The organism is Stenotrophomonas sp. PS02300, assembly GCF_029959395.1.
GTDB lineage: Bacteria > Pseudomonadota > Gammaproteobacteria > Xanthomonadales > Xanthomonadaceae > Stenotrophomonas > Stenotrophomonas maltophilia_AD.
The window spans coordinates 1-12,219 of sequence record NZ_JASCOP010000120.1 but is presented as its reverse complement, the minus strand read 5'-3'; the positions used below and the strand labels follow the sequence as shown (position 1 = coordinate 12,219).

Below are 12,219 nucleotides of genomic sequence, written 5' to 3'. Positions count from 1 at the left end.
GTTTTTACGACACCCCCCCCGGGGGGGGGGCCCCCCCCACGGGGGGGCCCCTACCGGTTGCAGTTCCGGACGAAAACCGACCATGCCGGGTAGCGCACGACCGTTGGTCGTGCGCCTGTATCCCCATTATCGCAGAACCGCCCGGTTCAATGCTGACCGCCGTGGGTAGCGATCCAGGCCAGGAATTTATCGACGAACCCCTGCAGGAAGTCGCGGGTGCCTTCATTGCTGATGGTCCCCTGCCCGTCGATCAGGCCTTCCTTGAAATGAATGAACGCCTCGGGCTGGCCCAGGACCGGCATGTCCAGATAGGCCAGGATGTTGCGCAGGTGCTGCTGGGCCAGCGCGGTGCCGATCACGCCGATGGAGGCGCCGATCACCGCGGCGGGCTTGCCGGCGAACGCGCTGTGGCCGTAGGGACGCGAGCCCAGGTCGATGGCGTTCTTGAGCACGCCCGGCACCGAGCGGTTGTATTCAGGGGTGACGAACAGCACCGCATCGGCCTTGCGGATCTGCTCCTTCAGGCGCAGGCCTTCGGCCGGGTAGTCCTTGTCGAAATCCTGGTTGTACAGCGGCAGGTCGCCGATCTGTACGTACTCGAAGCTGGCCTTGCCCGCGGCCAGCTTCTCCAGCGCATGGGCCAGGGCCTGGTTGTGCGAGCCGGTGCGCAGGCTGCCGACCAGCACGGCGATGGTGGGTTGGGCCATGGGAGGTCTCCGATAAGGGGAAAACCCAGCCTAGGCTGCAGCAGCGTTGCATCTGGTGAAGGTAGGGTCGGTTCCCAAACGACCGCACGGAACGTTGATCGGCACGGGGACGCATGACCTCTGCCGGAGAGGCGATTCCGTTCGGAGGTCATGCCCCATCGAATGTAATCACCACCCCGTGCAGTCGATCGGGATGCGACTCTACCGATGCGCGGTCAGGCGTTCACCACCGCCGCCCTCGCCTGCTTCCAATGCGCCTGCCACGCCTGGAACATCAATACGTTCCACAGGTGGGTGTGCCACTTGCGTTCGCCCTGCTGGAACTGCTTCCACAGCGGAACAATGGCCTCCACGTGGAATACCCCTTCGGCCTGCAACCGCGCCGGATCCAGCAGTTCATCGGCCCAGCCGCGCAGGTCGCCCTTCAACCACGCGCTGACCGGCGCGCCAAAGCCGCGCTTGGGCCGGTGCACCATGTCCTGCGGCACGTAACGGCCCAGCACCCGCTTCAGCATGTACTTGCTCACCCCGTCGCGCTGCTTCATCGACAGCGGCAGCGACCAGGCGAACTCGGCCACGCGCCAGTCCAGCAGCGGCGCCCGCGCCTCCAGGCTGACCGCCATGCTGGTGCGGTCCACCTTGCACAGCAGGTCATCAGGCAGGTAGGTGCTGAAATCGGCCAGCATCATCGCGTCGGCCGGCGAGCCGGCGCCATGCAGCGGATCGGCCAAGTCGTAGAAGCTGCCCGCTCCGCGCGCGCCGATCACCGCCGACACCGGGTCGCGCCAGCGCGAAATGCGGTTGCGGTACACATCGCCGATGCCGCGCGCGCCGGTTTCGGCCAGCAGCGCAGCCAGGCCGCCGGTGCGCGAGGCCTCGCCCTGGGTCTGCGAATGGGCAGCCATCCAGCGCCGCAGCGGCGCCGGCACCCGGCCCAGCAGCGTCCAGTTGCGCAGCGCGCGCTGGTAGCGGCTGTAGCCGAAGAACAGTTCATCGCCGCCGTCGCCGGACAGCGCCACGGTCACCGCGCTGCGCGCCAGCCGCGCCACCAGCGCGGTCGGCACCTGCGAGGCATCCGCGAACGGCTCGTCGAACATCGCCGGCAGCCCGGGCACCACCGCCAACGCATCGGCACCGCTCACGTACAACTCGGTGTGGTCGGTGCCCAGGTGGGTGGCCAGCGCCTTGGCCAGCGGCGCCTCGTCGTGGTCCGAGCCCTGGAAACCGATGCTGAAACTGTGGATCGGCGTGGACGACTGCGACTGCATCAGCGCCGCCACCACCGACGAATCGGTGCCGCCGGACAGGAACACGCCCACCGGCACGTCGGCCACCATGCGCAGCCCGACTGCATCGCGCAGCAGGGCATCGAGCTGGTTCTCCGCCTCATCGTCGGTGCCCACGAACGGCGACGCCAGCGCCTGCTGCATGCGCTCACGCGCGTTCCAGAACGGCAGCTGCTGCTGGTCGGGGCGATGCGCGGACGCACCGGCGGCCACCGCAGCGGCATCCAGGCGCAGTACCCGGCCCGGCATCAGCTTGAAGCAGCGTTCGTGGATGCAGTGCGGGGCGGGAATGTAGTCCAGCCGCATCAGCAGGGTCAGCGCATCGCGGTCGATATCGTTGTCGAACGCGGGGTGTTGCCACAGCGCCTTCAATTCGGAACCGAACACCAGCGTGTCGCCGGCCCAGCCGTAGTACAGCGGCTTCTTGCCGACCCGGTCGCGGGCCAGCCACAGGCATTGCTCGGCGCGGTCCCACAAGGCGATGGCGAACATGCCGTTGGCACGCTGCAGGGTTTCGTCCAGGCCCCAGGCCACGAACGCGGCCAGCAGCACTTCGGTGTCGGAATGCCCACGGAAGGCGTGGCCGCGCTCCTCCAGCTCCAACCGCAACGCGGCGAAGTTGTAGACCTCGCCGTTGTAAGCCAGCACATAGCGGCCATCGTCGGACGCCATCGGCTGGTGGCCCAGCGGCGACAGGTCCAGGATGCTCAGCCGGCGATGCGCCAGCGCGATGCCGCTGGCCGCGTCGGCCCACACCCCGCTGTCATCCGGCCCACGGTGTACCAGCGCATCGCCCATGCGGCGCGCCTGCTGTTCCAACGCGGCCTGCTCCCGTACGGGGGCGGCCAGCAACATTCCTGCCAGTCCACACATGCGTCAATGGTCCTGCGCCAACACCCGCGCGGCGCTTACCACCGCATTGTCGCTTGGAAGCACGCACATTGCTGCCCCCGCCAGCGGCGTATAGGTGTCGGCGCCGCAGACGCGCTGCAGCGGCAGGTGGCCCAGGCCGGCCTCGACCAGCGCGGTGATCACGCCCTCGCCCACCCCGGCGCTGTGCCGGCCCTCGTCCACCACCAGCACTCGCTGGGCGCCGGCAGCCTGTTCGGCGATGAAGCCGGCGTTGAGCGGCACCAGCCAGCGCAGGTCGACCACCCGCACCTGCCAGCCCAGTTCGGCTTCGAGGGTGCGCGCCGCGCGCAGGCTCATCGGCACGCCGTTGCCGTAGGTGAAAATCACTAGGTCGTTGGCCTCCGGTGCGTATACGCGGCCTTCGCCCAGCACCAGCGCCTGGTCCGGCGCGGGGTACGGGAACAGCCACTGGCCATCGCCGGGTGCGTACAGGTCCTTGGTCATGTACAGCGCGATGGGCTCCAGGAACACCGCCACCCGCCCATCGACCTGGGCCAGCGCCGCCAGCGTGCGCAGCATCATCGCCGCGTCATCGCCGCGCGAGGCGCAACCCACCACCAGCCCGGGGATGTCGCGCAGCGCGGCGATCGAGTTGTCGTTGTGGAAGTGCCCGCCGAAGCCCTTCTGGTAGCCCAGGCCGGCAATGCGCACCAGCATCGGGTTGCGGTACTGGTCGTTGGAGAAGAACTGCAGCGAACAGGCCTCGCCGCGCAGCTGGTCGGCGGCGTTGTGCAGGTAGGCCAGGTACTGGATTTCCGGGATCGGCAGCATGCCCAGGTTGGCCAGGCCCTGGGCCATGCCCAGGATCATGGTTTCATCCAGCAGCGTGTTGAACACCCGGCGCGGGCCGAAGGCTTTCAGCAGCCCCTTGCTGACCGTGTACACCCCGCCCTTCTGCGCCACGTCCTCGCCGAACAGCAGCGACGAGGGGTACTTGCACAGCAGGTCGTGCAGGGCCTGGTTGATCTGGATGGCCAGGTGTCGCGGCGGCTGCCGTTCCGGCAACTGCGCCGCGCTGCCAAACACCGCTTCGCGCGCCTGCGCCGCCGGCACCCGGCGGGCTTCGGCATGTACGGCCGCGGGGGTGTACGGCGCCAATGGCGCCATGATCTCGGCAAGCTCGCCCAGTTTGGGCCGCTGGTCGGCCGCGTCGGCGGCAGCGAAGCAGCGCGCGCGCATCGCCTCGTAGCGCGCCAGCACCTGGGCGGGTGTCATCCAACCGGATTCCAGCGCGATCTGCGCCGAACGCAGCAGCGGATCGGCCGCCTCCGCCGCGCACAGCTCCGGCAGCGGCCGCCACTCGATCTCGAAATCGGTCCCGGCATGCCCCATCAACCGCGTGGTGCGCAGGTGCAGGAAGGTCGGGCGGCGGGTGCGGCGGCAATGCTCCAGCGCGCGTTGCACCTGCGCGTGGCCGCTGGCCAGGTCCAGGCCATCGGCGAAGAAGTAATCCAGCCCGGGCCGGTGGCTGAAGCTGTCGGCAATCCACCCGTCCGGCGTCTTCACCGAAATGCCGATGCCGTTGTCTTCGCACACGAACAGCACCGGGGCCGGCAGGCGCTGGTAGGCGGCCCAGGCGGCGGTGTTGAACGCGGTCTGCGCGGTGGCATGGTTGGCCGAGGCATCGCCGAACGAGCAGATCACCACGCTGTCGTCGGGGATCGGCAGGCCATGGCCGATGCGGCGCGCGGTTTCAATGGCCAGCGCGGTGCCCAGCGCCTTGGGCAGGTGCGAGGCGATGGTGGAGGTCTGCGGCAGCACCCACAGCGGCTTGCTGCCCCAGACCTTGTGCCGGCCGCCGCTGGCCGGATCGTCGCGGCTGGCGGCGAAGGACAGCGCCGCGTCCATTACCGGGTCCATGCCCGGCAGCTGGCGGAAGCGCTCGGCCATGAACGCGCCGGAGCGGTAATGCAGGAAGGCCGGATCGGTGTGCCGGGCCAGCCGCGCCACCAGCGCATTGCCTTCGTGGCCGGACGAGCCGATGGTGTAGAAGACCTTGTTCTGCACGCGCAGCACGCGCGCCATCAGGTCCAGGTGGCGGCTGACCAGCTGCGACTCGAACAGCGCATCGAAGCCCTGCGCGTCCAGCGTGCTGCCGGGCAGGATCGGCGCATCGTCGTCGGGGCGTTGCCCGGCGGGGCCATCCCAGCGCTGCAAGAACTCGATGAAGTTGGCGTCGCAGATCTCGGCCCGGTTCAGGCCCTTCATGCGCGCGGGAATCGGATCGGGAACCACGGCAACCATGCACACCCTCCAGCTGAGCCGAACGGACGACCGCGCCGAGCATCGCCGCAATCGCCGCCGCTTGCCAAGCGCAGGTGCACAAAACAGGGCCTAGCGGCGTCTGCTTCTCCACTGGTCCCGCGACTGCCCCCAGATCTCGATTGGCTTGCCATCGTGCGGCGGCGGCAGCTCGCCCATGCGCAGCAGCGTGCTGCCGAGCTTGCGCGCGACGGCCTTGGAGTTCTCATTGGCCGTGTCGATGGTGTGGATCACCTCGTCCCAGCCGAGCGTGTCAAACGCCCAGTCGATGGCAGCCACCGCTGCCTCCGGTGCGTAGCCCCTGCCCCAGCTGGCGTGGCGGATGCTCCAGCCGACTTCGGTGCCCGGCCAGTCCAGCGGTTGCCACGGCCCCATGCGCCCCACCCATTCGCCGCTGCTCTTCTCGATCACCGAAAACATCGAGAAGCCATACAGGTGCCAACTGCCCGCCAGGCAGCTGAAGCTGCGCCAGGCCTGGGAAGGCGCCTGCACGCCGCCCAGGTGCTGCATCACCTGCGGATCGGTGCAGAACTGCAGGAAGGCGTCGAAGTCCTCCGCGCGCGGCGGGCGCAGGATCAGCCGGTCGGTTTCCAGGCGCAGGTCGAAAATGCTCATGGGGTACCCCGTTGGTAAGCCGGGTGCCATCTTCGCAGAACGAAAGAGGCCGGCAACATGCCGGCCTCTTCGTACGTTCTGCACAGCGCCCCGATTACTGGCGGGCGGTATCCAGCGCAGCGGTCTGGGTGACCAGCTGGCCGTCGACGACCGGCAGGCGGTCGCTGCTGGGCTTGTTGGCCATCTTGACGGTCTTTTCAACGCCGTCATAGCGGTAGGTCACGTTGTAGCCGGTGACGTTGTTGGTGGTGCCCATGGCGATGCGGTTGCCCGGCTTGCTGGCCATGCGCATGGTGCCGGTGGTGCCGTCTTCATTGCGGTAGGTCACGTTGTAGCCGGTCACCTTGGTCGACTCGGAGGTCGCAGTCTCGGTGTGGCACTGACGCTCGGTACGGTTGACTACGCGGCCACCGACGTGGCGCTTGTCCACCTGGTTGCCGATCACGCCGCCAGCGACGGCGCCGGCTGCAGTGGCGGCCTTGCGACCATTACCGCCGCCCACCTGGTTGCCCAGCAGGCCACCGATGACCGCACCGGCCACGGTGCCGCCGACGTTGCCATCGCGCTCGGGCAGGCGTTCCTGCACCACCACGTCATTGCAGACCTCGTGCGGGGTCTGGGTGGTGGAGGTCTCACGCACCGGCTCGGTGCCGATCACGGTGGCGTAGGCCTTTTCCTTCTGGGTCAGCGGATCGACCTTGACCACGTCGGCGTATTCCAGCCGGCCGGCCTTGTCCACGGCCACGTCGTCGGTGGCAGCGCCATCGTCGGCCAGCGGCGTGGTGTCCAGGCTCGGGCGGGTCTGCGCGGCGGTAACCGGGTCGGTGGAATTACCGCTTTTCATGAAGGCGGCGGTGGCGATGCCCCCGACCAGCAGGGCGCCTGCGGCGACCAGGACAGTAGTAGTTGTGCTTTTCATATCCGACTCCCTGCGGACGATCCGCAACGTTCTTGATGCGGATTCCAGCACGCGAACCCTGAACGGTATCTCCACATGACGCACACGGCCCGTTTACCCATTCAGGTTCTGTCATTACGGGGCTCGTGATAGCGTTTACACCACTTGTCGAGGAGAGTGCGATGCCCGGTCCCCTGCTGCTGCCAGTGATGAAGTGGGCGCGCGGACTGCGTTACCCCACGCTGTTCAAGATCACCGCTGCGCTGTTCGCGGTAACGCTGTTCATTCCAGACCCGATTCCGTTCGTGGATGAAATCCTGTTCGGGCTGGGCACGCTGCTGCTGGCCAACTGGAAACGGCGCAGCGATACCCTGCCGCCGCGCCTGGACCGGCGCGACGCGTGAGCCTGGTCGACAGCCACTGCCACCTGGACGCGGACGAATTCGACCCCGACCGCGCCCAGGTGATCGCGCGTGCGCAGGCGGCGGGCGTGCGTACCCAGGTGCTGCCGGCGGTTACTGCGGCCAGCTGGCCCAAGCTGCGTGACACCTGCCAGCTGGCCGAAGGCCTCTACCCTGCGTACGGCCTGCACCCGATGTTCCTGGACCAGCACCGGCCCGAGCACCTTGAGCAGCTGCGCGAGTGGATCGCCCGCGAGCGGCCGTGCGCGGTGGGCGAATGCGGGCTGGATTTCTTCGTGGACGGGCTGGACGCCGACCGGCAGCAGTTCTACTTCGACGGACAGCTGCGGATCGCACGCGAGTTCGACCTGCCGGTGATCGTGCATGCACGACGCGCGATGGAGGCGGTGATCGCCGCAATCAAGCAAGTGGGCGGTTTACGTGGCGTGATCCACAGTTTCCCCGGCAGCCCGGAACAGGCCGCGCAGCTGCACAAGCTGGGTTTCCTGGTCGGCCTGGGCGGGCCGCTGACCTATGACCGCGCCCAGCGCCTGCAGCGCCTGGTGGCGCAGCTGCCGCTTGAGCAGCTGCTGCTGGAAACCGATGCGCCGGACCAGCCGGACGCCGGCATCCGCGGCGAGCGCAACGAGCCGGCACGGTTGACGGTGATCGCCGACACCGTGGCCCGGTTGCGCGGCGAGACGGTGGAGGCGATTGCCGAGCAGACCTCCGCCAACGCACGCCGGCTGTTCGGAATACCGTAGCGACACGCCAAGCGTGTCCCACGCAATGCGTCATCGTCCGGATGGACACGCGCGGCGTGTCCCTACGCGTTGCCGGGTTTCTTCTTCAGCAGCATCTCCAGCGCCTTGCCCACCGCTGCGAACGCGAACGCACCTGTGATATGCGTGGCCGCGCCCAGTCCGGCGCCGCAGTCCAGCTTCAACGCCGCATCGGCGCCCAGCTGCGGGCGCACGCCGCACACGCTGCCATCGGCCTGCGGGTACTTCACGTTCTCCAGCGAATACACCGCCGGCACGCCGAAATAGCGCGAGGCGTTCTTCGGGAAGTTGAAATCGCTGCGCAGCTTCTTGCGGATCAGGGCCAGCATCGCGTCGTGCTCGGTGCGCGAGACGTCACGGATGCGCACCAGGGTCGGGTCGGTGCGGCCACCGGCCGCGCCCACGGTGAGGATCGGCAGCTTGCGGCGCCGGCACCAGGCAATGGTTTCCACCTTGACCCGGAAGCTGTCGCAGGCGTCGATGACCAGGTCGAAATCGCGGTCCAGCAGCTCGACCATGTTCGAGACGGTCAGGAACGAGGCAACCGCCTCAACGCTGATGTCGGGGTTGATGGCAATGCAGCGCTCGGCCATCGCCTCGGCCTTGTTGCGCCCGTATTGCCCGGCCAGCGCCGGCAGCTGGCGGTTGGTGTTGGACACGCAGATGTCGTCGGCGTCGATCAGGGTCAGGTGGCCCACCGCCGTGCGTGCCAGGGCTTCCACCACCCACGAGCCCACCCCGCCCATGCCGACCACCGCCACCCGGCGCTGCGACAGCTGGTCTACGGTGCCCACCCCATACAACCGGTCGATGCCGGCAAAGCGTTCGCGCAATACGTCGTTCATGCCGCCCATTTTAGACGGCCCGGCGCCCGCCACGTACGCCCGTGATGCGGCCAGCGGTAGGATGCAGCGAGCCACCCACAAGGAAGCCACCCGCATGAATGCTCCCGTCCCCACCCGCCGCCCGTCCGCCGCCTACCGCTATCTGTTTGTCGCAGGCCTGGGGCTGGTGATCGGCCTGGTCGCCACCGTGATGGTGTCGCGGGCGATCCAGGCCCGCCAGGACCCGTTCCCCGGCAGCCTGATGCACGTGATGGAGCGCCAGGTGGCGCTGCTGCGCGATGCGCAGGCCCAGAACCGCTGCAGCCTGGCCGACAGCGTGCCGCGCCTGCAGACGCTGCGCTCGCTGTCCAACGACCTGGACCTGGCGTTCCCGGACCTGAAGGACAGCGCGCAGTTCCAGCAGCACGCCAGCGGCCTGCGCGCCACGCTCAACACCGCGCTGGCGGCGCCGCCGACCGACTGCGTGGCCATGGGCCAGCTCGTCGAGAAGATCCAGACCGACTGCAAGGCCTGCCACCAGGATTTCCGCTGATTCATCTGGCAGCCACGAAGCAGGCACCGGATTGGCACGCTGTTCACGCAGCACACGACAGGATCTCGGCCATGCGCCCCATACGGAGAACCACCATGAAGATCCAACTGATTGCCGCCGCTGCCGTTGCCACCGTCGCGCTCGCCGGCTGCGCCACCACCTCGCCTGGCTACGGCGGTGGCGGCTACAACAACAACAGCTACGGCAACAGTGGCGGTTACAACGACAACCGCTGCGCCGACTGCGGCATCGTCACCCGGATCAACCAGGTGGCCTCCGGCCGCACCGCGCCCAGCGCCACCGGCGCGATCCTCGGCGGCCTGGTGGGCGCCGTTGCCGGCCATGAGATCTCCGACCACACCGGCGGCAGCAAGGGCAACCAGAACATCGCCGCGGCCGCAGGCGCGGTGGGTGGTGCGCTGGCCGGCAACCAGATCCAGAAGAACGTGACCAGCGATACCTTCGACATCACCGTGCGCATGGATGATGGCCGCACCGTGGTAGTGAACCAGCGTGACCTCGGCGGGATCCGCGAAAACACCTACGTGCGCGTGGTCAATGGTCGCGTGGTCCTGCGCTGACCCACTGCCCCGCTGCTGCTGGAATGCAAAGGGCCCGCTTGCGCGGGCCCTTTCCATGTTCCGATCAGGCCGGAGCGGTGCGCGCTTAGAGCGGGCGAACCTTGTCGGCCTGCAGGCCCTTCTGGCCGGTCACAACTTCGAACTCAACCGCCTGGCCTTCCTTCAGGCTCTTGAAGCCCTGGGATTCGATTGCACGGAAGTGTACGAACACGTCCTCGCCGCTTTCACGGCTGATGAAACCGAAACCCTTCGCGTCATTGAACCACTTGACGGTGCCCTTCTCTGCCATCTTCCTTACTCCCTGACTGACTTGTAGTTGGTTACGCCTTGTGGGCGGCTGACAAGCAAGGGGGAAGCGAGGTGCATCGATGGAGCGGATCGGAAGATCTACCATCATCAGGCCACGATCCACGGTGACCTTGCCAAGCTCAGCGCCTGCAACTTAACCCGGGCAATTTCAAAAATCAACTGGCATATTTCACAAATGTCAACCCAAATTCGGCAAACATACGGCATAGCATGGACCCTTCATTCATCTTTTACCTGATCGCGGTGGTGCTGGTCCTGGTCGGGATCGCCGGGATCATCCTGCCCGCCCTGCCCGGCATCCCCCTGGTATTCGCCGGCCTGCTGGTGGCGGCCTGGGGCGACGGCTTCGTGCATGTGGGCTGGGTGCCGCTGACGGTGCTTGGCCTGCTCACGCTGGCCTCGTTCGCCGTCGACGTGCTGGCCACGGTGGTCGGCGCCAAGCGGGTCGGGGCCAGCCGCAAGGCGTTGTGGGGCACCTTCGTGGGCAGCATCGTCGGGCTGTTCTTCATGCCGATCGGGCTGTTCGCCGGGCCACTGGCCGGCGCGCTGCTCGGCGAGTACTGGCATACCCGTGAACTGGGCCGTTCCACCAAGGTGGGCCTGGCCACCTGGCTGGGCATCCTGTTGGGCTTCGCGCTCAAGCTGGCGCTTGTGATCGCGATGCTGGGCATCTTCGCGTTCGCCTGGTTCTTCTGAGCCCGACAGCTTCACGTTGCGCGCACGGGGGACACCGGCATAAACGCGCTGATCCCGTCAGTGCGTCGCATCGCGCTGGCAGGAACGCCGGGCAGCCGCCACACTGTCCGCGCTCCCCTCCATTCATCGGCCTGCCTCCATGACCCACCGCCCCCGTTCGGCCCTGTTCTCTGCCCTGGCGCTGGCCACCGCCAGCCTGCCGCTGGACGCTCAGGAAGCCGCGCCAACGCCGGCATCGCCTGAAGCCTGCGCGCTGGTGGGCACCGATGTGGCCCGCCTGGCCTGCTACGACAAACTGTTCCGGCCCACGGTGGAAACCACCCAGGCGGCCGATGCCGCAGCCACCGCGGCCAAGCAGGAGCGCCGCGAAGAGCGCCAGGCCGCGCGTACGCCGGATGCCCCCGCCACCGAACGGGTCAAGCAGCGGCTGGGCGAGGTCTTCAAGAACGATGGGCACGATTCCGCGCTGGCCAATGCCGGCAAGGGCTCGCTGCTGGACAGCCGCTGGGAACTGGCGCAGGACTCCAAGCTGGGCGCGTTCCAGCTGCGCGCCTACAAGCCGGTGTACCTGCTGCCCGCGTTCTGGACCAGCGACAAGAACCAGATGCCGCAGTCGCCCAACCCGGACAACACGGTGACCACGCCGCAGCAGCTGGACAGCAACGAGCTGAAGTTCCAGCTGAGCTTCAAGACCAAGGTGTGGGAGAACGTGTTCGGCGACAACGGCGACATCTGGGCCGGGTATACCCAGAGCTCGCGCTGGCAGGCTTACAACGCCGACAACTCGCGCCCGTTCCGTGAAACCAATTACGAGCCGGAGATCATGATGGTCTTCCGCAACGGCTATTCCATCGGCGGCTGGCGCGGGCGCATGAGCGGGCTCAGCCTCACCCACATGTCCAATGGCCGCGCCGACCCGCTGTCGCGCAGCTGGAACCGGGTGATCGCCAACATCGGCCTGGACCGCGAAAACTGGGCGCTGGTGCTGCGCCCGTGGTACCGCCTGCCGGAAGATCGCGAAGACGACAACAACCCGGACATCGAGGATTACATGGGCCGCGGCGACGCGACCCTGACCTGGAACCGCAACGGCCACGAGGTTTCGCTGATGGCGCGGCATTCACTGCGCGGCGGCGACCGCTCGCACGGGGCGCTGCAACTGGACTACGGCTTCCCGATCAGCAACCTGCTGCGCGGCCACGTGCAGGTGTTCGACGGGTACGGCGAAAGCATGATCGACTACAACCACAAGGCGACCTACATCGGCCTGGGCGTGTCGTTGCTCGAGTGGTATTGAGGTTGCGCCGCAGCCACGCAGGGCGTGGCTCTACGCACGTTACCCGACCCGCGTGGGTTTGCTTGCTGATCGACCCGCGTAGAGCCACGCCCTGCG

At 67.6% G+C, this 12,219-nt stretch carries 13 protein-coding genes; 6 read left to right on the top strand and 7 right to left on the bottom strand.

What is annotated here, in order from left to right; translation table 11 throughout:
* Positions 1-146: 146 nt before the first annotated feature.
* From QMX79_RS17010 to QMX79_RS16990, 5 genes are all read right to left on the bottom strand, one after another.
* Positions 147-707 (bottom strand): NADPH-dependent FMN reductase, encoded by a 561-nt coding sequence (locus tag QMX79_RS17010; protein WP_282247789.1) that lies wholly within the window; start codon positions 705-707, stop codon positions 147-149.
* Positions 708-922: 215 nt separating this feature from the next.
* Positions 923-2,866, bottom strand: coding sequence for an asparagine synthase (glutamine-hydrolyzing) (asnB, locus tag QMX79_RS17005; RefSeq protein ID WP_282247788.1), 1,944 nt, complete (start codon positions 2,864-2,866; stop codon positions 923-925).
* Positions 2,867-2,869: 3 nt separating this feature from the next.
* A complete protein-coding gene (locus QMX79_RS17000; RefSeq protein WP_282247787.1) occupies positions 2,870-5,149 on the bottom strand; it encodes a thiamine pyrophosphate-dependent enzyme in 2,280 nt (759 codons plus the stop codon).
* Positions 5,150-5,239: 90 nt separating this feature from the next.
* A complete protein-coding gene (locus tag QMX79_RS16995; protein ID WP_282247786.1) occupies positions 5,240-5,782 on the bottom strand; it encodes a GNAT family N-acetyltransferase in 543 nt (180 codons plus the stop codon).
* Positions 5,783-5,876: 94 nt separating this feature from the next.
* Positions 5,877-6,701 carry a glycine zipper 2TM domain-containing protein gene (locus QMX79_RS16990; RefSeq protein ID WP_282247785.1) on the bottom strand — a complete coding sequence of 275 codons (825 nt, stop codon included), beginning with the start codon at positions 6,699-6,701 and terminating at the stop codon, positions 5,877-5,879.
* Positions 6,702-6,862: 161 nt separating this feature from the next.
* Here QMX79_RS16990 and QMX79_RS16985 point away from each other — a divergent pair, with 161 nt between their 5' ends.
* Both QMX79_RS16985 and QMX79_RS16980 read left to right on the top strand, forming a co-directional pair.
* A complete protein-coding gene (locus tag QMX79_RS16985; protein WP_068853007.1) occupies positions 6,863-7,084 on the top strand; it encodes a DUF6116 family protein in 222 nt (73 codons plus the stop codon).
* Complete coding sequence (locus QMX79_RS16980; protein WP_282247784.1) at positions 7,081-7,845, top strand: TatD family hydrolase; 765 nt, start codon at positions 7,081-7,083, stop codon at positions 7,843-7,845. The genes QMX79_RS16985 and QMX79_RS16980 overlap by 4 nt, the downstream gene beginning before the upstream one ends.
* 62 nt (positions 7,846-7,907) lie before the next feature.
* On the opposite strand, the gene QMX79_RS16975 is transcribed toward QMX79_RS16980, so the two are convergent.
* Positions 7,908-8,708, bottom strand: a complete 801-nt coding sequence (locus QMX79_RS16975; protein ID WP_282247783.1) for a tRNA threonylcarbamoyladenosine dehydratase — start codon at positions 8,706-8,708, stop codon at positions 7,908-7,910.
* A gap of 94 nt (positions 8,709-8,802) precedes the next feature.
* Between QMX79_RS16975 and QMX79_RS16970 the strand changes: the two genes are divergently transcribed.
* Both QMX79_RS16970 and QMX79_RS16965 read left to right on the top strand, forming a co-directional pair.
* The gene (locus QMX79_RS16970; protein WP_095362767.1) at positions 8,803-9,240 is read left to right on the top strand and encodes a cytochrome c; all 438 of its coding nucleotides are present in this window, start codon (positions 8,803-8,805) and stop codon (positions 9,238-9,240) included.
* A gap of 95 nt (positions 9,241-9,335) precedes the next feature.
* Entirely contained in the window at positions 9,336-9,821 is a 486-nt protein-coding gene (locus QMX79_RS16965) for a glycine zipper 2TM domain-containing protein (RefSeq protein WP_282247782.1), read from the top strand.
* An 85-nt stretch (positions 9,822-9,906) separates the two neighbouring features.
* Here QMX79_RS16965 and QMX79_RS16960 read toward each other — a convergent pair whose 3' ends face one another.
* Positions 9,907-10,110 carry a cold-shock protein gene (locus tag QMX79_RS16960; protein WP_282247781.1) on the bottom strand — a complete coding sequence of 68 codons (204 nt, stop codon included), beginning with the start codon at positions 10,108-10,110 and terminating at the stop codon, positions 9,907-9,909.
* Between the two features lie 230 nt (positions 10,111-10,340).
* Between QMX79_RS16960 and QMX79_RS16955 the strand changes: the two genes are divergently transcribed.
* Entirely contained in the window at positions 10,341-10,826 is a 486-nt protein-coding gene (locus QMX79_RS16955) for a DUF456 domain-containing protein (RefSeq protein WP_282247780.1), read from the top strand.
* A 139-nt stretch (positions 10,827-10,965) separates the two neighbouring features.
* The gene (locus tag QMX79_RS16950; RefSeq protein ID WP_282247779.1) at positions 10,966-12,123 is read left to right on the top strand and encodes a phospholipase A; all 1,158 of its coding nucleotides are present in this window, start codon (positions 10,966-10,968) and stop codon (positions 12,121-12,123) included.
* Positions 12,124-12,219 lie beyond the last annotated feature (96 nt).